Origin of the sequence: Arthrobacter stackebrandtii, from assembly GCF_017876675.1 — a bacterium.
Classification (GTDB): domain Bacteria; phylum Actinomycetota; class Actinomycetes; order Actinomycetales; family Micrococcaceae; genus Specibacter; species Specibacter stackebrandtii.
Map to the genome: position 1 here is coordinate 869343 of NZ_JAGIOI010000001.1, position 24000 is coordinate 893342.

At 66.3% G+C, this 24000-nt stretch carries 21 protein-coding genes; 8 read left to right on the forward strand and 13 right to left on the reverse strand.

What is annotated here, in order from left to right:
• Positions 1-6: 6 nt before the first annotated feature.
• Together JOF48_RS03605 and JOF48_RS03610 are read left to right on the forward strand one after the other, a co-directional pair.
• On the forward strand, positions 7-1545 hold the full coding sequence (locus tag JOF48_RS03605) for a sensor histidine kinase (RefSeq protein ID WP_209677382.1): 1539 nt from the start codon (positions 7-9) through the stop codon (positions 1543-1545).
• A 120-nt stretch (positions 1546-1665) separates the two neighbouring features.
• Positions 1666-1959: a WXG100 family type VII secretion target gene (locus tag JOF48_RS03610; RefSeq protein WP_209677385.1), complete on the forward strand. Its 294-nt coding sequence runs from the start codon at positions 1666-1668 to the stop codon at positions 1957-1959.
• 36 nt (positions 1960-1995) lie between these two features.
• Here JOF48_RS03610 and JOF48_RS03615 read toward each other — a convergent pair whose 3' ends face one another.
• Positions 1996-2970: a ribonuclease HI family protein gene (locus tag JOF48_RS03615; RefSeq protein ID WP_209677387.1), complete on the reverse strand. Its 975-nt coding sequence runs from the start codon at positions 2968-2970 to the stop codon at positions 1996-1998.
• A gap of 99 nt (positions 2971-3069) precedes the next feature.
• Complete coding sequence (groL, locus tag JOF48_RS03620) at positions 3070-4704, reverse strand: chaperonin GroEL (protein ID WP_209677389.1); 1635 nt, start codon at positions 4702-4704, stop codon at positions 3070-3072.
• Between the two features lie 437 nt (positions 4705-5141).
• Between groL and JOF48_RS19505 the strand changes: the two genes are divergently transcribed.
• Positions 5142-5636, forward strand: a complete 495-nt coding sequence (locus tag JOF48_RS19505; protein WP_245346387.1) for a TM2 domain-containing protein — start codon at positions 5142-5144, stop codon at positions 5634-5636.
• A 157-nt stretch (positions 5637-5793) separates the two neighbouring features.
• Here the strand turns inward: JOF48_RS19505 and JOF48_RS03630 are convergent, their stop codons facing one another.
• Positions 5794-6384 (reverse strand): LytR C-terminal domain-containing protein, encoded by a 591-nt coding sequence (locus JOF48_RS03630; protein ID WP_209677391.1) that lies wholly within the window; start codon positions 6382-6384, stop codon positions 5794-5796.
• A gap of 41 nt (positions 6385-6425) precedes the next feature.
• A complete protein-coding gene (locus JOF48_RS19510) occupies positions 6426-6728 on the reverse strand; it encodes a DUF3263 domain-containing protein (RefSeq protein ID WP_425353700.1) in 303 nt (100 codons plus the stop codon).
• Between the two features lie 171 nt (positions 6729-6899).
• On the opposite strand from JOF48_RS19510, the gene JOF48_RS03640 reads away from it, so the two are divergent.
• Positions 6900-7655: a uracil-DNA glycosylase gene (locus tag JOF48_RS03640; protein ID WP_245346388.1), complete on the forward strand. Its 756-nt coding sequence runs from the start codon at positions 6900-6902 to the stop codon at positions 7653-7655.
• 78 nt (positions 7656-7733) lie between these two features.
• The gene (locus JOF48_RS03645) at positions 7734-8588 is read left to right on the forward strand and encodes a siderophore-interacting protein (RefSeq protein ID WP_425353701.1); all 855 of its coding nucleotides are present in this window, start codon (positions 7734-7736) and stop codon (positions 8586-8588) included.
• A gap of 79 nt (positions 8589-8667) precedes the next feature.
• Here JOF48_RS03645 and JOF48_RS03650 read toward each other — a convergent pair whose 3' ends face one another.
• Positions 8668-10398, reverse strand: a complete 1731-nt coding sequence (locus tag JOF48_RS03650) for a threonine/serine exporter family protein (protein WP_209677395.1) — start codon at positions 10396-10398, stop codon at positions 8668-8670.
• An 83-nt stretch (positions 10399-10481) separates the two neighbouring features.
• On the reverse strand, positions 10482-11555 hold the full coding sequence (locus JOF48_RS03655; protein WP_209677397.1) for a lipid II:glycine glycyltransferase FemX: 1074 nt from the start codon (positions 11553-11555) through the stop codon (positions 10482-10484).
• A 381-nt stretch (positions 11556-11936) separates the two neighbouring features.
• Here JOF48_RS03655 and JOF48_RS03660 point away from each other — a divergent pair, with 381 nt between their 5' ends.
• Genes JOF48_RS03660 through JOF48_RS03670 form a run of 3 tightly spaced genes read left to right on the forward strand, consistent with a single transcriptional unit; the run spans position 11937 to position 14582 of the window.
• Positions 11937-13604 carry a GMC oxidoreductase gene (locus JOF48_RS03660; protein ID WP_209677399.1) on the forward strand — a complete coding sequence of 556 codons (1668 nt, stop codon included), beginning with the start codon at positions 11937-11939 and terminating at the stop codon, positions 13602-13604.
• Between the two features lie 47 nt (positions 13605-13651).
• Positions 13652-14005, forward strand: a complete 354-nt coding sequence (locus JOF48_RS03665) for a PAS domain-containing protein (RefSeq protein WP_209677401.1) — start codon at positions 13652-13654, stop codon at positions 14003-14005.
• Entirely contained in the window at positions 13998-14582 is a 585-nt protein-coding gene (locus tag JOF48_RS03670) for a cupin domain-containing protein (RefSeq protein ID WP_209677403.1), read from the forward strand. Before JOF48_RS03665 ends, JOF48_RS03670 begins: the two co-directional genes overlap by 8 nt.
• A 392-nt stretch (positions 14583-14974) precedes the next feature.
• Here JOF48_RS03670 and JOF48_RS03675 read toward each other — a convergent pair whose 3' ends face one another.
• The 7 genes from JOF48_RS03675 to JOF48_RS03705 form a co-directional block, all read right to left on the reverse strand.
• Entirely contained in the window at positions 14975-16639 is a 1665-nt protein-coding gene (locus JOF48_RS03675; protein WP_209677405.1) for an MDR family MFS transporter, read from the reverse strand.
• The gene (locus JOF48_RS03680) at positions 16636-17268 is read right to left on the reverse strand and encodes a TetR/AcrR family transcriptional regulator (RefSeq protein ID WP_209677407.1); all 633 of its coding nucleotides are present in this window, start codon (positions 17266-17268) and stop codon (positions 16636-16638) included. The genes JOF48_RS03675 and JOF48_RS03680 overlap by 4 nt, the downstream gene beginning before the upstream one ends.
• A 210-nt stretch (positions 17269-17478) precedes the next feature.
• Positions 17479-18288, reverse strand: coding sequence for an enoyl-CoA hydratase/isomerase family protein (locus JOF48_RS03685; protein ID WP_209677410.1), 810 nt, complete (start codon positions 18286-18288; stop codon positions 17479-17481).
• Positions 18281-19588 carry a CaiB/BaiF CoA transferase family protein gene (locus JOF48_RS03690; protein ID WP_342591144.1) on the reverse strand — a complete coding sequence of 436 codons (1308 nt, stop codon included), beginning with the start codon at positions 19586-19588 and terminating at the stop codon, positions 18281-18283. The genes JOF48_RS03685 and JOF48_RS03690 overlap by 8 nt, the downstream gene beginning before the upstream one ends.
• Positions 19581-21113 (reverse strand): aldehyde dehydrogenase family protein, encoded by a 1533-nt coding sequence (locus tag JOF48_RS03695; protein ID WP_209677412.1) that lies wholly within the window; start codon positions 21111-21113, stop codon positions 19581-19583. The genes JOF48_RS03690 and JOF48_RS03695 overlap by 8 nt, the downstream gene beginning before the upstream one ends.
• 145 nt (positions 21114-21258) lie before the next feature.
• Entirely contained in the window at positions 21259-21912 is a 654-nt protein-coding gene (locus JOF48_RS03700) for a response regulator transcription factor (RefSeq protein ID WP_209677413.1), read from the reverse strand.
• A complete protein-coding gene (locus JOF48_RS03705; protein WP_209677415.1) occupies positions 21909-23963 on the reverse strand; it encodes a sensor histidine kinase in 2055 nt (684 codons plus the stop codon). The genes JOF48_RS03700 and JOF48_RS03705 overlap by 4 nt, the downstream gene beginning before the upstream one ends.
• Between the last annotated feature and the right edge of the window lie 37 nt (positions 23964-24000).

Consider the following 24000-nt stretch of genomic DNA (forward strand, 5'->3'; position numbering starts at 1 on the left):
AATCCATTGATTACGTTGTGGAAAAACGCCTCCCTGCGTTCACAGCTGGTGGCCATCATCAGCGCGCTCCTGAGCGTGTCCCTGCTGGCCCTCGGCGCCACGACGTTTCTCCTGCTGCACTCCTTTCTGGAAGACCAGATGGACACGCAGCTGACCACCTTCCAGCGCTCGATCGTGGGCTATGGGACGGTGGATTCGCAGAACACGGGCCAGTCCCCGTTCGCCTTTGACTACTATGTGAGCTTCCACTACTCGGACGGCACCAAGGCGGACCAGAACCGGCGGGGCCAGGACAAGCCCGTGTACCCCACGTTCTCCATGGCGGACGCCGAGGCCCTCAACGGCCAGATCTTCACGGTTCCCAGCAGCGACGACGGCGCCCCCTGGCGCCTGACCGTCATTGCCCCGCAGAACTTCACGCTGACCGATACCTCCGGCGCCAAGAGCATCTACACGGGCTATGTGGTGGTGGGGCTGCCCTACGAGGCACTGAACCTGACCATGGAGCGGCTCGCGGTGGTGATTGCCGGCGTCGCCATCCTGGCCGTCACCATGGGCACCATGATCGCGTACTGGACCGTCAGCCGGTCCTTCCGGCCGCTGAGCCGGGTGGAAAAGACGGCCGCAGCCATTGCCGCGGGCGATCTCTCCCGCCGCGTCGACATTGAGAACCCCGCCACGGAAGTGGGCCGGCTGTCCGGTTCCCTCAACACCATGCTGGCCCACATCGAAAGCGCCTTTGCCGCCCGCACGGCATCGGAAAAAAAGATGCGCCGCTTCGTGGCAGACGCCTCGCACGAACTGCGCACTCCCCTGGTCACCATCCGTGGCTTCTCCGAGCTCTACCGCCACGGCGCCCTGCAAACCCCGGAGGACGTCGGCACCGCCATGGGCCGGATTGAGAGCGAGGCCAAGCGCATGGGCGAGCTCGTCGAAGACCTGCTCATGCTGGCCCGCATCGACGAGCAGCGCCCGCTGCAGCTCAAGCCCGTGGACCTGCTGATCATCGGCCACGATGCCGTGCTGGATGCGCGTGCCACCGCGCGTGACCGCACCTTCCAGGTCATCGGGCTCGACGGCGGGCCCGGCACCCCCGCGCCCGGCCTTGGGGACGAGGCGAAACTGCGCCAGGTCGTGGCGAACCTCATGGGCAACGCCCTTCGCTACACCCCGGACGGTTCCCCGATTGAAATCATGGTGGGCACCCGCACCGAAGGCCCGGCCAAGTATTCCGTCATCAAGATCCGCGACCACGGCCCCGGGATCTCCGAGGAGGAGGCGCCTCGCGTGTTTGAGCGCTTCTACCGCGCCGATTCCTCCCGCGACCGCAACACCGGCGGCAGCGGACTGGGCCTGGCCATTGTCTCGGCCATCGTCGCCTCGCACGATGGCACGGTGCGCCTGGAGCAGACACCCGGCGGCGGCGCCACGATGGTCATCCAGCTGCCGTTCCACGCCGCCGACGAATCCGCCGGGGAGGCAGGCACGCCCCGGGACGATGCGCCCGGCACGGAATCCGCGGACGTTGATTCCTCCACAGCCTAGGCCGGACCGGCGGCCGTCCACAGATGGGCACACTGGGGTTTTCCCCGGTGTTTCGCGCTCCTAGGCTGGGACTTGTCATCCAAATCCAGGCATTCCAGCCGTTACGGAAAGGCAACTCCCATGGCACAGTTCAACGTCAACAGCGACGACCTCATGCTCAAAAGCTCCGCGGTCCGCGGCTCCGTGGACCGCATCCGGATGGAGGTTGATGCCATGAAACGCAACGTCCTGGACTTGCAGTCCACGTGGACTGGCGCAGCAGCCACCAACTTCCAGGCCCTGCTCCAGGAATGGCATGCAACCGAGCTGAAGGTGGAGTCGTCACTGGAAAGCATCAATGGTGCCCTGTCCATGGCCGCCAGCCAGTACGCCCAGGCCGAGGACGCCAACGCACGCATGTTCAGCATCCGCTGACATCCTCAGGTGCCGGCGCCTTGCTCAGGCCGGGTCCTACGCCTCGCGCGTCCCCTGGTGGAAGCGCAGGCGCCACTGGCCGTCATGCCGCTGCCACAGCGAGCTGCGCAGCGCGTTGCCCGACGCAGCAAGGCTGCGGTACGTCAGGAGAGCAGAGTTGCCGTCCACCTGGTTGAGGCTGAGGACGTCCAGGCCCACCTCGGCGGCTGCCTCATCGGCCAGCAGTTCCAGGATCGCCTGCCGGGACCAGACCCGGCCTGAGGCCCCGATCTCTTCAAAGTCAGGGTGCAGCAGCTCGCCCAGCCTGATCGGGTCAGCACGCACGGCGGGAGCCAGCAGCTCCCGTTCGAGGTCGATGACGGCTTCAAGCTGTGATTCCCTGCCGCCGGCAAACGACGGGTCGGGCTCGTCGTCCAGCATGGAGAAGAGGTCGGGCTGCCCGGCGTCTTCAAAGAGGGCAGGCTCGGCAAACAGCGGGGCCGCACGGCCGTGCTGCGCCGCCTCTGGAGTGGCAGCCGCGGGCGGCACTGCAGCGGCCTGGCCGGCCCCGGGGAAACCCGGGCCCGCATTGGGCAGGCGCTTGCCCTGGTGGGCCGTGGCGGCCGCGCGGGCACGGTCGTCGGCAGCCTCGTTCAGTTCGTGGCCCGCATGGCCCTTGACCCATTCGAAGGTGTAGTTGCGGCCCACCAGGGCGGCGTCGATCTCCTTCAGGAGGTCAAGGTTCAGGACAGGCTTTCCGTCGGACTTCTTCCAGCCCTTGCGCTTCCATCCCGGCATCCACTTGGTGACGCTGTTGATGACGTATTGGCTGTCGCACAAGATGTGCAGCGGCTCTTCCGGCACATGTGCCGTGGACTTGAACAGGTCCAGGACGGCCATGAGCTCGCCCATGTTGTTGGTGCCGTGGTCCCATCCGCCGGCACGCCAGCAGTTCTCATTCACATACCATGCCCAGCCAGCGGGACCGGGATTTCCAAGGGCCGAACCATCGGCTGCAGCAACAATCGTCATGGGTCCATACTTTCAGATGGCGGTGACATTCAACGCCAAAGGCGCCCCTTCCGTGATGGAAAGGACGCCCTTGGCAGGTGAAAATGGAAAGCCTGGGGGTTAGAAACCGCCCATGCCGCCCATGCCACCCATGTCGTCGCCGCCGCCGGCCGGGGCAGCCTTCTCAGGCTTGTCCGCGATGACCGCTTCGGTGGTGAGGAACAGTGCGGCAATGGAGGCCGCGTTCTGCAGGGCAGAGCGGGTCACCTTGACCGGGTCGTTGACGCCTGCGGCGAGCAGGTCCTCGTAGACGCCGGTTGCAGCGTTCAGGCCGTGGCCGTTGGGCAGTGAGCGGACCTTGTCCACCACAACGCCGGGCTCCATGCCTGCATTGAGGGCGATCTGCTTCAGCGGTGCATCGATGGCAACGCGGACGATGTTGGCGCCCGTTGCTTCATCGCCGGTGAGCTTGAGGCCGTCGAATGCGGTGACGCCGGCCTGGATGAGGGCCACGCCGCCGCCGGGGACGATGCCTTCTTCAACGGCAGCCTTGGCGTTGCGCACTGCATCTTCGATGCGGTGCTTGCGCTCCTTGAGCTCAACCTCGGTTGCGGCACCGGCCTTGATGACTGCAACGCCGCCGGCCAGCTTGGCCAGGCGCTCCTGCAGCTTCTCGCGGTCGTAGTCGGAATCGGAGTTTTCGATCTCGGCACGGATCTGTGCAACGCGGCCAGCGATGGCCTCAGCGTCGCCGGCACCGTCAACGATGGTGGTCTCGTCCTTGGTGACAACAACCTTGCGAGCCTTGCCCAGCAGGTCAAGGGTGGTGTTCTCGAGCTTGAGGCCAACTTCCTCGGCGATGACCTGGCCACCGGTGAGGATGGCAATGTCAGCCAGCTGGGCCTTGCGGCGGTCGCCGAAGCCGGGAGCCTTGACGGCAACAGACTTGAACAGGCCGCGGATCTTGTTCACGATCAACGTGGCAAGGGCTTCGCCTTCGATGTCTTCGGCGATGATCAGCAGCGGCTTGTTGGACGCCATGACCTTCTCGAGGACGGCAACCAGGTCCTTGACGCTGGAGATCTTGGAGTTGACGATCAGGATGTACGGGTCTTCAAGAACCGTTTCCTGACGCTCGGTGTCCGTGACAAAGTAGGCGGAGATGTAGCCCTTGTCGAAGCGCATGCCCTCGGTGAGCTCAAGCTCCAGGCCGAAGGTGTTGGACTCCTCGACGGTGATGACGCCTTCCTTGCCGACCTTGTCCAGGGCTTCGGCAATGAGTGCACCAATTTCGGGATCGCCGGCAGAGATCGACGCGGTGGCGGCGATTTCTTCCTTGGTCTCGATTTCCTTGGAGGAAGCCAGCAGCTGCTCGATGACGGCTTCAACGGCCTTTTCGATGCCGCGCTTCAGGGACAGCGGGTCGGCGCCGGCAGCAACGTTGCGCAGGCCTTCCTTGACGAGGGCCTGGGCCAGCACGGTGGCCGTGGTGGTGCCGTCGCCTGCGATGTCGTCAGTCTTCTTGGCGACTTCCTTGACCAGCTCTGCGCCGATCTTCTCGTAAGGATCGTCAAGTTCGATTTCCTTGGCGATGGACACACCGTCGTTGGTGATCGTGGGGGCGCCCCACTTCTTTTCGAGAACGACGTTGCGGCCGCGCGGGCCCAAGGTGACCTTGACGGCGTCAGCGAGGATGTTCAACCCGCGCTCAAGGCCGCGGCGTGCCTCTTCATCAAATGCAATGAGCTTGGCCATGGAGGCTTCAGTCCTTTCGGGACAGTCATTATGGACGTAAAAATCCCCATTGCGGTGCCCGCGACGGACGGCCCTGCCTGCCACTGACCTATTTACAGCGGCGGCAATGCCTCACCCAACAAGGAAAGATCAATCCTCCGACGGCGGTGGGTAGCCAAAAATTAGCAGTCACCACCTCAGAGTGCTAACTCAATAATTAGCACTCGGCACCACAGAGTGCAAGCGGGAGTGGCCTTGTGTGCTTCAGGCGAACGGCCGGCAATACGCTGGGGGCGGGTTTCCCGCGAAACATTACATCTCCCAGCGCGCTTTCCTTTCGACAACGGGGCGAACCCGATACCGTTGAGTGAGACGACATTCGCACACGCTCGCATAAGACAGATCCATCTGCCTCCAGGCAGCCGATTGTGCCGGCGCACCAGCAGCAGGAGACACCCATGAGTGAGAACACCCAACCCGAGCAAAACCCGCTGGGCCTGAACAAGCCCACGGAAGTTCCGGCCGGCTACGACCAGCCGGCGCCGGTGGACACCCCGGTGCCGCCCGCCTACGGCACGCCCAGCTACGGGCAGCCCGATGCCCCGGCACCGGAGGCACCGGCCTACCAGCAGCCCCAGGGCTACCCGCAGCAGAACGTCCAGCCTGGCGCCCCGTACCAGCAGCCCTACCAGCAGCCCGGCTTCGCCGTGGCCGGGGCCCAGAAGTCGAAAGTCGTTGCCGGTGTCCTCGGCATCCTGCTCGGCTCCCTGGGCATCCACAACTTCTACCTCGGCTACAACAAGAAGGCCCTCATTCAGCTGCTCGTCTCGGTGCTGAGCTTCGGCTTCCTTGCCTGGGCCATCGGCATCTGGGGCCTCATCGAAGGCATCTTGATCCTGGTGGGCAGCGAGAACTTCCGCACCGACGCCAATGGCGTCCCCCTGAAGGAGTAACAGGCAGCGCCGCCACCGGCGCCGCCGGCAACAAGCAACGCCCCCAAGAAGTTTCTTGGGGGCGTTGCTTGTTGCATTTGGCATGTTGCGGCCCGCGCTGCGTGCTGATGGGGTGCTGGACCTTCCCGGATTCACCGGGTGGCGGAGCTCCAGGCCGCTATTGGGCGCCGGGGCCCAGCACCACGGCCAGCTGAAGGCCGAGCTCGGCCGACTCCACCTGCGTGGGGATGTTCAACAAGGCGCCCAGCGCTGCCGCATTGTCTTTCTGTGCCGGGTCGCTGTAATAGATGACCGAGGTTGCCTGCGGGACCCCGGCCCAGTTGGCCGCCTGCGCCACAGTCCATCCGTCGGCCGTAATGGTGTCGGAGTAGCGGGCCGCCAGTCCGGCGACGCCCGCGGCGTTGAAGACGGCCACGGGGACAGCCTTGTCCACGACCGCCTCCGGTGTGGGCTCCGGCGTGGGCTCGGGGGCAGGCTCGGACGTGGCCGGGGCGGGGGGTTCGGAGGCAGGCACGCTGGCAGGTGCGCTGGCCGCCGTCGAGGTTTTCCCGGCATTGGGAGAGCTGTTGTTGTTGAGCACCTTGGGCATGAGGAAGAACGCCAAAAGTCCGATGCACAGGGCAGCCACACCAACGATCATCATGGGCAACAGCGAGCGCGACTGGGTCTCCATCGAGGCCCTGTGGACACCGTAACGGGCCGAATTCTCCTCGACGGCATCAAATTCATCGCGCGGGTATTTACTCATAGTGCAGTGCAGTCCTTGTGCGTACGTTGGGCGATAGGGCGTCAGTTGCCCAGTCGGCGGGCCGATCGGGCCTGTTGACGTGACGTACGTAGTCTACGCAAACGTTTGACCAGCATGGGGTCATAGCTCAGCGCAGCCTCCGTGTCTATCAACGCGTTGAGCACCTGGTAGTAGTGCGTGGCCGAGAGATCAAACATGTCCCTGATGGCCTGCTCCTTGGCACCGGCATACTTCCACCACTGCCGTTCCAGGTCCAGCATTTGCCGGTCCCGCCCACTGAGGCCGCCCTCGGAGGGGCCCGCGTGGTCCGCCGGGACGTGCCCGTGCGCAATGGCTTCAGCCACAACAGCCCTCTCTTGAAAATCTTTGCATTCCCGGGCACAATTCATCACCCGCACTGTCCATGATAAAGGCGAATGACAGCTGTGTCATTTGTGAATCCGTGGACAGCTGCTCCCCCGGCTCCCCTTGTGGAGGAATCAACCGCACACCGGCCATGGACCACAATGGAAACCATGGACAGCGCACCCTCCCTCTTCGACCTCCCCGAACCCGCCCCTTGGAACGCCCGGGAACTGGCGGCACTGAAGCAGCTCGAGCAGAACCCGCTGGAGCTGCTGTCCCCTGACTGGGCGCAGCAGCTGGCCCCGCTCGAGCCCGTCCTGCGCACCCTGGGCGCCATGCTCTCCGGGGAGTACGACGCCGGCACCCGCTTCCTGCCCCCGCCCACCAGGGTGCTGCGCGCCCTGGGCTCCCCCATGGCGGAGGTCAAGGTCCTGATTGTGGGCCAGGACCCGTACCCCACGCCGGGCCATTCGGTGGGTCTGGCGTTCTCCGTGGACAGGCAGACCCGGCCCCTGCCGCGCAGCCTGAACAACATCTACAGGGAGCTGCAGGCGGACCTGGGCATTGCCCCTGCCGCGCACGGGGACCTCAGCGCCTGGGCCGGGCAGGGCGTCCTGCTGCTGAACCGGGTGCTCACGGTGGCGCCGGGAGCGGCAGGCTCGCACCGCCGTCGCGGGTGGGAAGAAGTCACCGAGGCTGTCATTGCCGCCCTGGCCGCCAGGAACAAGCCACTGGTCAGCGTGTTGTGGGGCAAGGACGCCCAGCGCCTGGCGCCGCTGCTGGAGGGGACGGCCGTGATCGAGTCTGCGCACCCGAGCCCACTGTCGGCGTCGCGCGGCTTCTTCGGCTCCAGGCCGTTCAGCCGGGCCAATGATCTGCTCTCAGCGCAAGGGGCCTCCCCCGTGGAGTGGAAGCTGCCCGCGTGAACTAGACTAGTTAGGACAACCTAACTTGGCGCGCTGGCCGCGCCCGCAGGCCGGCACGCCCGGCGACAGGAGATCATTGTGACCTCAACCCCGAGTGAAGCGCCGGCCGTGGTGGCCCCCGCCGTCAAGCCGCGCAAGCAGTTCACACTGCGCGTCATCCGGTCCGAGCAGCTCAGCCCGCACATGGTGCGGATCGTTGCCGGCGGCCCGGAGCTGGCGAATTTTGAACCCAAGGACGCCACGGACATGTACGTCAAGATCCACTTCCTGCACCCGGAGGTGGAGTACGCGGAGCCGGTGGACGTGTTTGCGCTGCGCGAGACCATGCCGCGCGAGCACTGGCCCGTGACCCGCACCTACACCGTGCGCTGGCTCTGTGCGGTGTCGCAGGAGATCGCGATCGACTTTGTCATCCACGGCTCCGCCGGGCTCGCCGGGCCGTGGGCCGCCGCTGCCAAGCCGGGCGACCGCATCATCTTTTCAGGCCCCGGCGGTGCCTACAAGCCCAACCTCGACGCCGACTGGCACCTGTTCGCCGGTGACGAGGCTGCGCTGCCGGCCATCGCCGCCGCACTCGAGTCGCTGCCGGCCGCCGCCGTGGGGCACGCCTACCTTGAAGTGGAAACCGCCGCGGACATCCAGCCCATCGGCAAGCCCGACGGCGTCGAGCTCACCTGGGTGTTCCGCAATGGAACCACGCCCGATGCCAGCACGGCCCTGCTCGACGCGGTCGCCAACGGGCCCTGGCCCGAGGGCACGGTGTGCGCCTTTGTGCACGGCGAACGCGAATACATGAAGGCCATGCGCGATCTCCTGTTCAAGCAGCGCGGGCTGGAGCGCAGCCAGGTCTCCCTCTCCGGATACTGGGCCTACGGACGCACCGAGGACTTCTTCCAGGCCGAGAAGAGGGAACCGATCGGCAAGATCCTCTAGCTTCCCGCTGCCGGGAAAGTGCAGGGGCACCCACCCGTCGAGGATGCACCGGCGGGTGGGTCAACGGAAACAGCCGGAGCTAGCGGCGGCGGTTGCGGCGCCTGTCGCGCGGGCCGTTGAGGCTGCGGGTGAACGGCCGGGCCAGGTTGTCGCCCAGGACCACGCCGGCGGCCACTGCCAGGATGATGACCAGGGCGTTGAAGATCCCCACGGCGCCGGTGACGGAATCGTCCGGCGTCAGGGTCATGACGAACATGGCCCGGAAAATGGACAGGCCCACCAGCAGGAAGATGATGGACGGCACAGCCACCACCAGCTGCGGCGCACCCAGCCGCAACGCAATGATCCGCGCCAGCATGCCGATCACGACGGCGGCCACGGCCGGGGCAAACCGCCCACCGAGGCCCAGTTCCATGCCCGCGTAGTAAACCAGGTACCCGACCAGCGCCACGCCCATGGTGGGCAGCAGCAGCTTGATGGCGGTCTGTTCGGCAATGCAGATCGCCACGGTCGCCACTGCCACGAGCGCCAGCACCCAGTACAGCGGCAGGCTCCCGCTAATGGTTTCGGCCACGTCAAGCCGGTCCCCGCCAAACACCACGGAGGCCACGAGTGCGACGGCGATGCCCGCGACAATGGCGCCAAAGGTCAGGAACGCGGACAGGAACCGCCCCGCCGCGGTGACAGGGAAGCCGTTGATGGCATCCTGCACGGCCGAGACGAGCCGTCCCGAGGGCAGCATGAGCAGGATTCCGCCCGCCACCACCACGGAGGGGCTCAATGGCAGGTGCAGGATGAAGCACAGCAGCGCCACCATCGTGACGATGAAGGAGCTGATGCCGGTGACGAAGAAGTCCGGCACCCGCCACTTGCCCAGGACGCGGGAAACCTGGCTGGCCAGCAGGATCGTCACGAACGAGACGAGCATGCCCACGATGGTGCCGCCGATGACGCCCACCACGGCGGCGGCGAACACGGCCTCGGCCATGGAGACCAGCCAGCGTGGAAACGGCTTGGGCTTCTTCACAATGACGTCAAGGCGCCGGTAAGCCTCGTCGCGTGTGACGCCGCCGCTGGTGATTTCGGTGACCAGCTCGTGGACCTCAACCAGCCCGGCGTAGTTGTTGGTCCAGGACCGCACCACGCGCAGCAGGGTGATGGGCACGGCATCGCGCGGGGCGTAGTTGATGACCACCGACTGGTTGGTGATGTCCACCTCGATGTTGCGCAGGCCCAGCGCCGCAGTGACGGCGATGATGGATGTCTCCACCTCCAGCGCACCGGCCCCGTACCTGAACATGGTTTCAGCCAGGCGCAGCGCGAAGTCGATGGTCTTGCGGGCCGACTCCTCCGCCTTGCCCACCTGGATGGTGAAGTTGGCGTAGGGGCTGCCGGCCAGCCGGTCCACGATGTTCATGGGCGCCGTGGGCGGCGCCTCTCCCTGGACCAGCTTGCGCAGCACACTCCTGGCAGCCTTGTTCGGCCTCGGCAGCGGCACCACGGGAATGAGCCCCGCCGGCGGCGCCGATCCGGCACGCGGTCGCGGCGCCGGAACCTTCCGGGGGCCCGGCTTGGCGGGCGGCAGCAGGCCGGAGGGCTTCACCTTCCCGGGGCTGCCGGCCGGGGTCGACGGCGCACCGTCACCGGCGGCTTTTGCCATCCCCTCGCGCTTGGCCTTGCCCGGGTTGCCGGTGGGAACCGGCGGTGCGGCAGGCGTGCCGGAACCGCCCGGGGCGGGAGGCTCCGCGGAGATTTTGGGCGCCGGGTTCCCGGCAGCCGCCTGTTCCCGATCGCTGGGACTTATGGTCATTCATGCTCCCTGGGCGCCCGTCCCCCAGCCGCCAGGCAGGATCTGCTGCCGGGGCCGGCCAAGGGGGCCACGCCGTCGTACGTCTAATAAAACTGCTTGCCGGTGCGGCGCGTATACAACTGCCGGAACAGCCTTTCGCCCGCCTTGCTCCACAATTTATACCGCACGGGGCTCAACGCAAGGTCGTAGCAACCTACGAAATCCGTGACAGTTTTGGTGAAGCTGGTCTTGAACAGGCCCAGGCCGTGGTGCGGGTGCGTGGGGTCCTTGAGCCGGTCGGAGGGCGGCGTGCCGCAGAAGTCATACTCCCGGGCGCCGAGTTCCTTCATGTCGTTGATGGCAACCCACTGGACCAGGTGGGAGTCGCCGTACTGCTTGCGCTTCTGCAGCGAGCCGCCGTCCTTGTACGTGCCCTTGGCGCCGTAGTTGATCACGAACGCGCCCACGGAGGGCACGCCGTCTTCGTAGACAAAGTAGAAACGCCCCTGGCCGCGGCGGCTGAACTCGGTCCAGAACTGGCGGTAGTACTCAAAGTCGCGGGCCGTGGTGGTGGCCTTGGCGGCGATGGTGCCCACCATGAGGTCGTACATGGAACGCATGGTGGACTCGGTGGGTTCCATGCGCACCACTTCCACCTCCTCGCGCAGGGCCCGGCGCACGGCGTTGCGGCCGCGGGAGTGCAGCTTGCGGAGCAGCTCGTTGGGCTCCGGGGAAATATCCAGCAGGGCGGTGTGGTCGTTGGGCTGCAGGTCGGGGACCTTGACCAGGCCTGCCCCCTCCAGCACGGCGCGCGCTTCCTCGGATGCCACAATGTCCGGCTCGATCTTCGCGGCGAAAACGTTCAGCCTGGCCCGCTTGACGAACACCTTCAGTGCCGCGAGCATGGCGGGAATGTCGCTGACATCGGCCACGTCCGGGCCCTTGATGAGGTACCAGAGCTTGCCCAAAGCGGGGAAGGACTTCTCCAGCACCAGGTTGTAGCTTGTGTAGTTGGGGCCCTCAAAGACCAGGAACTGGGGATTCCAGCCGTAGTTCTTCTTGACTGCCGCAAAGGCTTCCGACTGCAGGAGGTTGCCGCCATTGGGGTTGGCTGTGACCAGCGTGTCCCACGATTCAATCTCGGCGGCGGTGGCAAATCGGGCGATGAAGTCAGGCAAGAGACCCTCAATTGTGTTGATGATGATTCCTGCCCTCCAGTCTACCGGGCTGGAATTGTGGTGCCATTCGGGACGCCGGGCCGGCTGCCGAAGCGGCGTCCCGGGCAGGCCTCCTGGGACGCGCCGCCCAAATTAGACGACCGGTTAGGTAAATATTATCCGGTCCGCTGTATTAATTTCGATTGGGTGGTGGTTAGCTGGGGCTTGTGGCCCTTATTGGGGGGACACGGGTTCAGCTGCAAGGCAGATGAATTGTGATCACAGGGCCGTGAGTAACTTCCGGCAGATGGAGGTAGCAAATTGAGTGCAGTTTCTTCGTCCCAAAATTTCAATTACGGATTCCCGACACCGGGGCCGCAAAACCCCACGTCGCAGAAAGTCATGAACCACGTTTTCTTCCTTTCTGAGGGCGGGTGGAAGGCGGCCCGGGAAGAAGAGCAATTCGATCACATCATCATCGGGACGGGATTCTGCTCCTATGCGTTTGCAGAGCGCACTCTTTCCGCGAACCCGTTTGCGAAGATCTTGATCATCGAACGGGGCCCGTTCTTCCTTCCCCAGCACTTCCAGAACCTGCCCCTGCCGTACAAGCAGACTCTTGGCGGTCTTTCCGAGACCTTCCCCTGGACCCTGGCCGCAGCAACTGCGAACCAGCCGGCCGGGAACATCTCCTGGCAGCACGGCATGGTGCCGTTCTTTGGCGGGCGTTCGATCATGTGGAGTGCATGGTGCCCGCGACCCTTGGAGAGCGAGATGCGCGGCTGGCCCGCCCCGGTGATCGAGGCAGCCCAAAAGCACTTTGAGTCGGCTGAGAAGCTGCTCAATGTCATCTCGGCTGACCAGGTCGATGCGGGACAGCCGGCCGAGGCACTGAAGATTATTGCCGAGACCCGCCCGGTTTACGGAACAATGCAGCGGAGGCTGCAAACCATGATGGCGAAGGGCCTGGGGCGGATCACCTCGGCAACCCGGAGCATGCCTGCCCCGTTGGCGGCAGCCACCGGGGTCGCCTCCGGCGTGGACTTTGCCAAGTTCTCCACCCCGGCGGTGCTGCTCGAGCTTGCCAACAAGCAGGACGCCCTGTGGAAGGCCGGCAAGGGCAATCAGTTGCGCATCGTCACCGACTGCACCGTGGAGCGGGTGTTGGAGCAGGACGGCAAGGCCACGGCGCTTCAGACCAGCCGCGGCGTCGTGAAGGTCGGCGAAGCCAATGTGGTCCTCGCCATGGGAACACTCCCGCCCGCAACCCTGGTGCAGAATTCCTTCCCGCAGGTTCCCAACGCCGGTGAACAGTTCAGTGCCCATTTCATCACGTCCGTCGTGGCCAGGGTCCCCCGCAAGGACTTCGACTTCGCCCAAGAATTGGGAGATCTGGAACTGGCTGCCATCTATCTGGCAGGCGAGAGCCCCGCACACATGCAGTATCACGTTCAGCTCTCAGTTCTCTCGGACCGGAACCCGGTGGAAAACGCGCAAAAGTCCGAACGCTACGCCCCGGACGTGGTGTCCACCGCGTCCATGGCCCAGTTGCTGTCCTCCGAGGATTACCTGGTGTTTGTGTGCGCGGTCCTGGGTGAGCTGGACGAGGACAACGCACAAAACCACTTCAGGGCCAATGGCGGGGCGGACCCGACCACGAACGTCACGCTGCAGGTGCTGGCCAACAGCACGGATGAAGAGACATGGAACACCATGGATGAAGGGACGTTCCAGATGATGGAACGGGTGCTTTCTCCCGGTGGTGCCGCCCGTGTCGAGTACTGGCATGGCGACCCGAACACGGGATCCTGGGGTGCCGAGCGCCCCAGCATTGCCGAACGGCGTGTCCCGGGCTTGGTTCACGAAAGCTCTTCCCTGCCCATTGGGGACGGGGCACAGGCCTCTGTCGGACTTGACTACGGGCTGATCGGCGTCGACAACGTCTACGTCACCGGCGGCGGACTTTGGCCCACCGGCGGATCCTGGAACCCCACCATGACCATGGTGGCCCTGGCCCAGGACCTGGCAGACAAGTTGGCCGATTCCGGCGATGCCGGGAGCGCGTCGTGAATGCGGGGCCGGTGCCGAACCCGGTCGTTCTGCCCACCACTCCACCCATGAGCGTTGCCGACGTACTGGACCGTCAAGACGGCGTGTACTGGGTCGTGAAGGACGCAAACTCGGTGTTCCTTTGGGTGAACCAGAACTTCGCCGACCTTGTGGGGATGACCAAGGAGGAGCTGATCGGCCACCAAGATTCACGGGCCGAGCATGTGGCACATGACAAAATGGTCATGGCCAGCGGCAAGCCCCTGCTGAACTTCCACGAAACCATCGCCGTGCCAACCCTCGATGGCGGCATGGTGAACGTGGACATCGTCACCCAAAAGGGGCTGCTGCGGGCGCTGGGATCCGAGACCATCATTGGCATCACCGTGTGCTTCTCGCTGAAGGATCCCATCAATGGCTGAGGCAGGGCTCCCGCTGGATGAGGCATCCGGCGCCGGGCTCTGGATTGAGCGCCTGCACATGCAAGCGTGCGGGGCCGGCGGCTGGATAGCGCCCGCCATGACCAGCAACGAGCTGGTCCCCGGCTCCGCGCTGCCCGCCCGCTTCGACGTGGACCATCCGCTCTACAGCTCCAACTGGTACCTGCTCAAGGCCGGGGAGGTTCTGCAACTGCACACCCTCAAACAGGACGAGTTGTGGTTCTTCCACTTGGGCGCACCCGTCCGGCTGCACGTCTTCTCTTCGCAGTCGGGCTACTCGCAGACGGTCTTCGGCCCAGACTTCGACGCCGGCCAAACGTTGAACGGGTTGGCTCCCCATTCAACGTGGTTTGGTGCGGAACTGGCGGGCCCCGGTTTTGCGCTCGTCAGTTGCAGCCTCAGCCCCGGATACGAGCCCTCCGATTCAGCGCTTCCCACAAGCGCCGAAGTTGACGGACTCATCGCCCGGTATCCGCAAGAGGCAGCACTGATCCGAAAGCTGTCTGAAGGTTCCCCCAGGAATTTCCTGCAGGGGGACGGGCTTTTCAGTTACAGATAAGGCCGGCCGCCCGTTGGCAGGCACCAGGATCGTGTGACGGCTGGTGAAGCTGCAATTCCAATTCGGCCGGGCGGGCCACCGCCCGGCCGATACCATTTAACGGCTCCGCCTTCTGTGTGCCGGGCATTCGCAGCCTTCCGGTCTTGAAGAATCAGTGACAGCTATTTAGAAAACGCATGACAGAGCGGACAAGAAGGGTAAATCCTTCCGGTGTGCCCACTAATGAAAAAGAAACAATTTTCATTTCCGGCAAACCAGAACCGGAATTAGCCAAAAGTACAAGAACTGATCGCGGCTGAGGGCTGCCAAGGATGTTTATTGCGCCGGTCCGGGCAGGCAACAGACCCGCCCGGACCGTCCCCACGGGCCCTGCCCCCACCAAGGGGCGTTGCCTAGCTGCGCGGCGCCGTGGCCGGCGCGTCCGGCTCGGAGGAGGTGTCGCCGTCGTACTTCAGTGCCGAGACGGCAACCGGTGCGGCATTGGTGACATCGGCCTCAAACTCGGCCATCTCGGTGATGTCAACGGGGGCCTCGCGGTCGATCTTGGTGGCGAGCGGAACCTCCTTGACGAAGCAGAGGATGATCGCGGCGACCACGGCCAGCGGAACCATGAGCAGGAAGAGCGGGATAAGTGCCTCGTTGTAGGACTCGATCACGATCTTCTTGACGGGCTCGGGCAGGCCGTTGACCAGGGCCGGGGTGAAGGAGTTGGCCATGTGGCCGGAGCCGCCCGCGGGCATCTTTTCCGTAATGAGCTCCGTCAGGCGGGTGGCAAACATGGCACCAACGACGGCGGAACCGAGGGTGGCACCGACCTGGCGGAAGTAGTTCTGGCCGGCGGTGGCCGTGCCGACGAACTTCAGCGGGAACGAGTTCTGTGCGACGAGCGTGAGGATCTGCATGCTCGCGCCGAGGCCGATGCCCATGATGCCGAGGTAGACGCAGATCATGAAGACGGGGGTGTCGGCCTTCAGCGTGGCCATGAGGAGCAGCCCCACGGCGAGGATCGCCGATCCGACAATGGGGGCGAGCTTGTAGCGGCCCGTGGTGGAGACGCGGCGGCCAACAATGACGGAGACCACGAGCATGCACGCCATCATGGGGATCATGAGCAGGCCGGCTTCCGTGGCGGAATAGCCCGTGGCCATCTGCATGTACGTGGGCATGTAGCCGATGGCGCCGAACATGGCGATGCCTGTCAGCAGGCCGGCGACGGTGGTCAGGTTGAAGTTGCGGTTCTTGAACAGCATCATCGGCAGGACCGGTTCTGCGGCGCGGAGCTCCACCAAGACAAACAGCACGCCGGTGATGATGGCGATGGCGGCCAGGCCCAGGATTTCAGGCGAGTTCCAGTCGTACTGCGAACCGCCCCAGGTGCCCACCAGGACCAGCGCGGTGGTGGCGATGGCGATCAGCATCATGCCAAGGTAGTCGATCTTGGGGCGCGTGGCGTGGACAATCTTGGGCACATGCAGCAGGAAAATCGTGGCGAGGATGGCGAGCACGGCCAGCGGCACGTTCATCCAGAACGTCCAGCGCCAGCCCGGCCCCTCGGTCAGCCCGCCGCCGATGAGCGGTCCGGCCACGGAGGAGAAGGCGAACACGCCACCCATGATGCCCATGTACTTGCCGCGTTCACGGGCGGGAACGACGTCGGCAATGGTGGCCTGGGAGAGGATCATCAGACCGCCGCCGCCAAGGCCCTGCACCACGCGGGCAACAATCAGCGTGGTCATGTCGGGCGCCAGTGCGCCGATGACCGAGCCCACCGTGAAGATGGAGATGGCGAACAGCAGCATGGGCTTGCGGCCCAGGAGGTCGCCCAGCTTGCCGTAGACCGGCATCATGATGGTGGATGCCAGGATGAAGGCCGTAATGGCCCAGGCCATGTGCTCGACGCCGTTGAGCTCGCCCACCATGGTGGGCAGCGCACTGGAGAGGACGGTCTGGTTCAGGGAGGCGAGCAGCATGGTGACCATGAGGCCGGAGAACAGAAGGACTATTTTTCGCTTTTCCCCGGGATCGGCCGGGGTCTCAACTTTGGTTTGGGTGCTCATAGGGTTGCTTTGATTGCCTCTCTAAAAAATTCAATTGACTCATCCACGGCCTTGGTGTCCCCGGAGGAAACGGCGCTGGCGTCGCGGCTGAACGCGAACCGCATGGCGGTTCCGGCCAGCATCAGAAGGGCCTTGGCCCCATCCCGTCCGCTGGGCAGCCCGGCGTTGGCAAATTCAGGGTCGGACTCCTCGTAGCGGTCCAGCAGGATGGATTCGACCAGCTGCTCGGAGGCGGAGACGTGCGCGAACATGGTGCGGCTGAGCTCCGGATACTTGCACTTGAGTTCCTTGCGCCGCGCCTGGTGGGACGCCTCCGGGAACATCGAGCGGATCACCGTGACCATGAGGCGGACGGTTCGCCCGAAGAGGTCGCCCTCACCGTCTGCATGGAAAGCGGCGACCGCCTCATCGGACAGCGTGGGCGGCTGCGTGCCCATGATGGCGTCTTCCTTCGTGGCGAAGTAGTTGAAGAACGTCCGCTTGGAAATGCCGGCAGCGTCCGCAATGGCCTCGACGGTGGTCTTGGCCAGGCCGTCGCTGAGGGCCATTCCAGACGCCTTGTCGTGAATCAACGCCCAGGTGTCCAGGCGGTTCCGCTCACGCAGCGGCACGGGGGTTGATTTTTGCATGACTACAGTTTATGCGCTCATGCAAACATTGCACAAGTGCAAAGTTTGCATGAGCGCATGTTTTAGCTCACACGAAGGGCCCCGACAGAACCCCTGGCCAGGCGTGTTGGGCGGGCCGGTGCAAAACTCTTCGCGCCACGGATTGTGTGATGCCGCGCCCGGGAAAATGGGCGCTTATCTGATGCGGCGTCGGGAGTGTGGGGCGGGGAGCTACTCGGCGGCGAAGGGGCGCAGCCAGGTGAACTCCGGCGCCTCCTTGGCCAGGAACGCCGCGACCCCGATGGCGGCGTCGCCGCTGAGCGCCATCTGCCCCTGCCAGTACGCACTAAGTTCCGCCACGGCGGCATCGGACTCCCCCGAGGAGAGCGCGTTGACCAGCGACTTGTGCCCCTGCGCGGAGAACTGCGAGCGCCCGGCAAGGTGCACGGCAAAGGAGTGCACCTCGTCCCAAAACGCATCCACCGGAAGCACCTTTGTCGCCAGGCCCAGGCGCAGTGCCTCGGCCGCACCGACGAGGTCGCCGCTGAGCAACAGGTATTTCGCGGCACCGGGCCCGGCGAGCTCCACGAGCCGCTTGATGCCGGACAGCGGGTAGACAATTCCGATCTTCCCCGGCGTAATCCCGTAGACCGCGCGTTCGGAGGCGAGGCGGATGTCGCAGGCGCCGGCGATCTGCCAGCCACCGCCCACGCAGTAGCCGTCGATCGCGGCCACCACGGGCTTGCGGAATCCGGCCAGGGCGTTCTCGGCGGCGGACACCTCTCCCCCGTCGCGCTGCCCGGTTGCGGGGTTGTGCAGGATCTCCTGCACGGAGGCGATGTCGGCGCCGGCGGAGAAATGCCCGCCGACCCCGCGCACCACCACAACCTTGACGGAATCGTCGGCGTCGAGTCCCGCCAGCAGGGGCGGGAACTGCCGCCACATGGCGGAGGTGACGGCATTGCGCTTGGCAGGGTTGTCGATCACCAGCACCCCCACCGGCCCGCGCCGCTCCACTCGCAGCGTCCCCGCCTCAGCCACCGCGCACCCCGCCGGCCGCGGCGGAGGAGGGTGCGCCGTCGTACACGACACCGGCGGCCAGCAGCCCGGCGATCTGCGCCGCCGACAGCCCCAGCCCCTCCAGCACCTCCAGCGTGTCCTGCCCCAGTGCCGGCGGCGCCTTCGCCACGGCCGGCGCGCGCCCGCCCACGGAAACCGGTCCGCGCAGCAGCGGCAGGGCGGATCCGTCGGCCCGCCGAACCTGCTGCACCATGCCCAAATGCTGCACCTGCGGGTCCGCGAACGCCTGCGCGTAGTTGTAGATGGGCCCGGCGGGAATGCCCGCGGCACGCAGCTCGGCCAGCCATGTGGCGGCGGTCTGGCGCGCCAGCAGCCCGTCAATCCGCTCCTGCAGCGCCGCGCGGTGCACCGTCCGCAGCCGGCTCGTGGCGTAGTCCGCATGCCCGGCGAGTTCCGGCGCACCCAGCAGCCCGCAGAGCTGCACCCACTGCTTCTCACTGCCCACGGCAATGATCAGCGGGATGTCGGCGCTCTTGAACACCCCGTACGGCGACAGCACCGGGTGGCTGTTCCCCTGCGGCACCGGCACTTCCCCCGTGCTCAGGTATTGCTGGCCCTGGAACGCTGAGAGGGAGAGCCCTGTTTCCAACAACGACGCCGAAACTGCACTCCCAGCCCCGGCCCCCTTGGGCTGGTCCCCGGCTGAGTCTCCCCCGGCCCGGGCGCCGCGTTCGCGTCCGGCCAGGGACGTGGCGATGCCGAAGGCCGTGTAGATGCCGGTCACGAGGTCCACGATGGGCACGCCCACCCGGTACATGTGCTCAGCGTCCAGGCCGGTGACGGACATGAGGCCGCTCATGCCCTGTGCCACCTGGTCGAGGCCGGCGGCCTGGCTCAGCGGTCCCGTGGGGCCGAAGCCCGTGACGGAGGCGATGATGAGGCCCGGGTTGGCCTGGCGCAGCTTCTCCGGGTCGAGTCCGGTGGATGGCAGGATGCCCGGGCGGAAGTTTTCGATCAGGACGTCGCTGGCCACGGCCAGGTCCCATAGGATCTTCTTGCCCTCCGGGGTGTAGAAGTCCACGGCGATGGAGGCCTTGCCGCGGTTGGCGGAGTCGAAGTAGAGGGAGTGCTCGCCGTCGAACGGTGCCCAGCTGCGGGAGGAGTCCCCGCTCTTGATGGACTCCACCTTGGTCACGGTGGCGCCCATGTCGGAGAGCAGCGAGGCGGCATAGGGTCCGGCGAGCGCGCGGGAGAGGTCCATGACCTTGATGCCGGCCAGCGGCAGGGCGGACGCTGCCGCTTCGTTCACGGTCTCAGGCACGGGTGCCCCGCAGCTTCACGTTGATCTGCTTGGTCTGGGTGAACCCTGCCAGCATGCCCTCCACGGAGACTTCCCGGCCCAGGCCGCTCTGCTTGTAGCCGCCGTATGACTGGCCCGGCACCTGCCCGCCACCCTGGTTGACCTGCACCCAGCCGGCATCGATCCGGTGCGCGGTGTTGAGTGCGTCGTCGAGGTTGTGGCTCCAGACGTAGGCGGCCAGGCCGTAGTTGGTGTCGTTGGCCATGGCCACCACCTCATCCACGTCGCGCCAGGGAATGGCCACGAGGACGGGCCCGAAGATTTCCTCGCGGGCGATCCGGAAATCGTTGCGGGCACCGGTGAACAGGGTGGGCAGGTGGTAGTAGCCCTCGGTCAGCGGGCCCTCCTGCGGTGCGTTGCCGCCGATGACGGCCTTCATCCCGGCAGTGCTGCGGCCCTCCTCGAGGAAGCCGTTGATGGCGGTGTGCTGCTTGGCGTTGATGATGGCACCCATGTCCGTGGCCTCGTCGAGGGGGTCGCCGACCACCAGCGCATCCAGCCTGGCACTCAAGGTGCCCACCAGCTCCTCGAAGATGTCCTCATGCACGTAGAGGCGGGAGCCTGCCGTGCAGCTTTGGCCCTGGCGGGTGAAGCGGGAGGCGAGGAGCAGGCCCTGGTAAAGCTCGTCGTCATCCGCGGCCGTGAGCGACGGCGAGTGGGAGGAGAGCGCATCCGGGAACACGACGGAGGGGTTCTTGCCGCCAAGCTCCAGCGACACGTGCGCGAGCCGCTCGCCCGCGTGCCCGCCAACGCGGCGGCCGACCTCGGTGGAGCCGGTGAAGGAAACCTTGTCCACGCCGGGGTGCAGGGCCATGGCCTCGCCGATGACCGAGCCGCTGCCTGTGAGCGCGTTGACCACGCCGGCGGGGAGGTGGTTGTTGCAGACCTGCGCCAGCAGCAGGATGGTCAGGGGCGCGTCCTCGGCGGCCTTGAGCAGCACCGTGTTGCCGGCTGCGAGCGCCGCAGGGACCTTGAAGGCGGCGACGAGGAGAGGGGAGTTCCAGGGCAGGATCGCGGCCACGACCCCGAGGGGCTCGAGCCTCGTATATTGCAACTGGTTGTCACCGGCGGGCAGGGTGACACCCTTGACCTCCGCGGCGGCGCCGGCAAAGTAGCGGAACATGGCCACGAGGCTGGTGGCCTCGGGGCGGGCCTGGGTGCGCAGGGCATTTCCGGTGTCGAGCGCCGTGAGGTGGGCGAACTCCTCGATGCGGGATTCTAGTTCGTCGGCGATCGCATTCAGGGCGAGGGCGCGGGCCGTGAAGTGCTGCGCCCGCCAGGCCGGGAAGGCTGCGCGGGCGGCAGCGACGGCGCGGTCCACGTCTTCAACGGTGCCTGCGGGGACGCGGGCGATCACGGATTCGCGCCGGGCCGGGTTGTGGACGTCGTGCCACTGGCCGCCGAGGGATTCAACGGGTTCTCCGCCGATCCACATGGGATGGTCTGTTACAGCATGGGCCTGGGATGCGGGTGTCTGCGTTGTCATGACTAAAGCCCCTTTGCTTTATCAATGTGCGTGCGGCCATGGGTGTGGGCCGTCTACGTCCACGCTCACACACGCGGGCGCTGCACGCAACCACCCCCGCCGCCGCGCCGCGGCCGGGGTTCCGCAGGCCCGCCGGACCGGGCCGTCAATTGCCGGCTCCCAGTCCGGCATCGCGCGCCCGCACGATCGCGTGGCTGCGGTCTGCCACGCGCAGTTTGGCCAGCACGGCGGAAACCACGTTGCGCACGGTCTTTTGCTGCAGTTCCAGGGCCGCCGCGATGTCGGCGTTCGAGGCCCCGCGGGCCACATGATCCAGCACCTCCCGCTCCCGCGGCGTCAGCTCCGGGAACGGAAGCGCCGCCACGGCACCGGTTCCGGCCGCCACAAAAAATGACTGCATCCGCCGCGCCACCGCCGCCGAATACAACGCCTCGCCAGCCGCCACGGCGCGCACCGCCCGCTCAATTCCCTCAACATCGGCCCCCTTCAACAGGTAGCCCAACGCCCCGGCGCGCATGGAAGCGAAAACGGAATCATCGTCGTCGAACATGGTCAGGATGCAGATCTGCACGCCCGGCACATCCCGCACCAACCGGCGCGTTGCCTCGGCACCGTTGATGTCCGGCAGGTGCAGGTCCATGAGCACCACGTCGGGCCGGTGCTCCACCACCGCCGCAATGCCGCCCAGCCCGTCGCCCGCCTGTGCCAGCACCACCATCCCGGCCGACTCCAGCAACTGGGCCAGCCCCCGCCGGAATATCGGGTGGTCATCCACAATCACCACTGTCACGGCGCTCATGCCCCCTCCCCCAGCGGCAGCCACGCCTGCACGCAGGTGCCTGCGCCACCGCCGCTGATGCTGGCCCGGCCGCCGAGTTCCTGCGCGCGCCGGTGCATGGATTCCAAGCCCACGCCCTGCCTGGCGGACGACGGCGGCACCCACCTGCCGTCGTCAGCCACGCTCAGGTGCAGCCTGGCCCGGGTGCGGCGAAGATCCACGTGTGCCGAGCCGGCGCCGGCGTGGCGGGCGGCGTTTACAAGGGCCTCCGCCACGATCCGCAGGGCGGCGACTTCGACGGCGGCCGGCAGGTTGCGGCAATTTCCCTCCGAGGTGACGGTCACGGCGAGGGCTGATTCGGGCAGGATGGCCTGGACCGCCGCGATGAGGCCGAGGTCGTCGAGGATGGGCGGGCGCAGGCCGTCCACCAGGATGCGGATGTCGGCCACGGCCTGGGCGAGGTCCTCCCGCGCTTCGGCCAACATGCCCTGCACTGCGGGTGAACCGGGCGGTTTTGCGGCTGCCGCCTGCAGGGTCATGGCAGTTCCCGAGAGCAGCGGCCCCAGCCCGTCGTGGAGATCCTGGCGGATCCGCCTGCGTTCCTCCTCCCGTGCGCTGAGCACCGTGCGCCGCGAGGACTCCAGGTCCCGGGTCAGCATGAGGTCGTGGACCATGAGTGACAGCGTCGGCTCCAACGAGGCGAGCAGGCGCAGGTCCGCCGGGTGGACGTGCGATTCGCCCTTCCGCGGCGTGGCAATGACGGCTCCCGCCACTTGCCCGTTCCAGTGCAGCGGCAAGGCGGTCCGGGCAGCCGTTTCCTCGGCGGGGCCAGCCCCGGGCACAGTTTCCGCCGGGATCCGCGCAGCCGCGGCCGGTGCAGCCACGATCTCCAGCCCTGGCATGTGCAGCACCGTGCGCAGGAATCCCTGGGCATCCTCCAGCGCCGCACCGGGGGTGTGTGCTCCCGCGGCGATCGTCGACAATGTGCCGGCCAGCACGCCCGCTTCGGGGCGCCCCCGGGCAAATGCCTTGTTGACCCACCGCACCGCCACCCGCCGAACCGGGTCCAGCAGCACCAACACGACGGCGGCCGCGGCAAAACCAGCCCACCAGGATCCGCCAATCCAACGGCCGCCGAGGCCTTGCAGCAGCACTCCGGCCCCCGACGCGCTCAACGCGTAGACAGCCCCAAGCACGACCAAGACGATCAGGCCCGCCGCGCTGCGAGAGATGAGCCGGTCGATTTCATAGAGCTGGAATCGGGCCACGGAGAACAGCAGTGCCCCCAGGTACACGGCGGCCGCGGCGGCGCCCAGCCACGGAACAGCCAGTGCGCTGGCCCCAATCAGCACCAGCCATGCCGCCAGCACCAGGGACGTCTGCCGCCGTTCCTGGGCCCCGGACAGGCGAAACCGCAGCACCAGGTTCACCACCGAGCCAACGGAAAGGGCCGCAAAAAGCAGGGTCAGAAACATCCCCAGGGGCGCCGCAGCTGCTTCAACTGCGGCAGCCAGTCCGGCCGCATCCGCCCCCGCCAGCAATGGATTGGGCATCGCAGGAAAAAGCGGTGACGCCGGGGACATGGCGAGCGCAAGAAACAAGGCGCCGGCAACGCTGAGGCTGGCCCACCACCAGGCATGCCAGAAGCGCCCCGGCAGCAAGGACCCGAAGGGAAAGAGCTGGGGCATCAATGCCAGGCCCAGCATGGCACCCGGCACCCACGCGAATGAAGACACCCAGGCGGCCCACGGCAGCCAGCCTGGCTGCGGGTCGGCCAGCAGGCCAAGGGCGGTGGCCGCTGTCGCCAGCGAATAGGCCGCCGAGGAGACGCCGCTGGCCACCAGCAGCCACGCGACCAGGTTCCTTGGCGCCCTGGCAACAATCAGTGCACCGACACCGGCCGCCAGCAATCCCACGACGGGAGTGGGGCCGGGATCCAGTGCGCGGCCGGCCTCGGGCGTGGCCAGGGTCAGCGCGCAGGCCAGTACGACGGCGGCGGCGCTGAGCACGGCGGCCGCATGGACTGCCGTGCCCAGCACCGGCCGGGTTCGCTGCGGGTCTGTAGCAATCATTGCCGCACCCTTCGTTGGTCCACGAACTGGCTTAGGG

What these genes read in the sequence shown, in the direction of transcription:
- JOF48_RS03665 (WP_209677401.1), top strand. Translation starts at nt 13,652, where the DNA reads ATGAGCGTTGCCGACGTACTGGACCGTCAAGACGGCGTGTACTGGGTC.
- JOF48_RS03705 (WP_209677415.1), bottom strand. Translation starts at nt 23,963, where the DNA reads ATGATTGCTACAGACCCGCAGCGAACCCGGCCGGTGCTGGGCACGGCA.
- JOF48_RS03695 (WP_209677412.1), bottom strand. Translation starts at nt 21,113, where the DNA reads ATGACAACGCAGACACCCGCATCCCAGGCCCATGCTGTAACAGACCAT.
- JOF48_RS03615 (WP_209677387.1), bottom strand. Translation starts at nt 2,970, where the DNA reads ATGACGATTGTTGCTGCAGCCGATGGTTCGGCCCTTGGAAATCCCGGT.
- JOF48_RS03610 (WP_209677385.1), top strand. Translation starts at nt 1,666, where the DNA reads ATGGCACAGTTCAACGTCAACAGCGACGACCTCATGCTCAAAAGCTCC.
- JOF48_RS03630 (WP_209677391.1), bottom strand. Translation starts at nt 6,384, where the DNA reads ATGAGTAAATACCCGCGCGATGAATTTGATGCCGTCGAGGAGAATTCG.
- JOF48_RS03700 (WP_209677413.1), bottom strand. Translation starts at nt 21,912, where the DNA reads ATGAGCGCCGTGACAGTGGTGATTGTGGATGACCACCCGATATTCCGG.
- JOF48_RS03670 (WP_209677403.1), top strand. Translation starts at nt 13,998, where the DNA reads ATGGCTGAGGCAGGGCTCCCGCTGGATGAGGCATCCGGCGCCGGGCTC.
- JOF48_RS19505 (WP_245346387.1), top strand. Translation starts at nt 5,142, where the DNA reads ATGAGTGAGAACACCCAACCCGAGCAAAACCCGCTGGGCCTGAACAAG.
- JOF48_RS03680 (WP_209677407.1), bottom strand. Translation starts at nt 17,268, where the DNA reads ATGCAAAAATCAACCCCCGTGCCGCTGCGTGAGCGGAACCGCCTGGAC.
- JOF48_RS03640 (WP_245346388.1), top strand. Translation starts at nt 6,900, where the DNA reads ATGGACAGCGCACCCTCCCTCTTCGACCTCCCCGAACCCGCCCCTTGG.
- groL (WP_209677389.1), bottom strand. Translation starts at nt 4,704, where the DNA reads ATGGCCAAGCTCATTGCATTTGATGAAGAGGCACGCCGCGGCCTTGAG.
- JOF48_RS03660 (WP_209677399.1), top strand. Translation starts at nt 11,937, where the DNA reads ATGAACCACGTTTTCTTCCTTTCTGAGGGCGGGTGGAAGGCGGCCCGG.
- JOF48_RS03675 (WP_209677405.1), bottom strand. Translation starts at nt 16,639, where the DNA reads ATGAGCACCCAAACCAAAGTTGAGACCCCGGCCGATCCCGGGGAAAAG.
- JOF48_RS03650 (WP_209677395.1), bottom strand. Translation starts at nt 10,398, where the DNA reads ATGACCATAAGTCCCAGCGATCGGGAACAGGCGGCTGCCGGGAACCCG.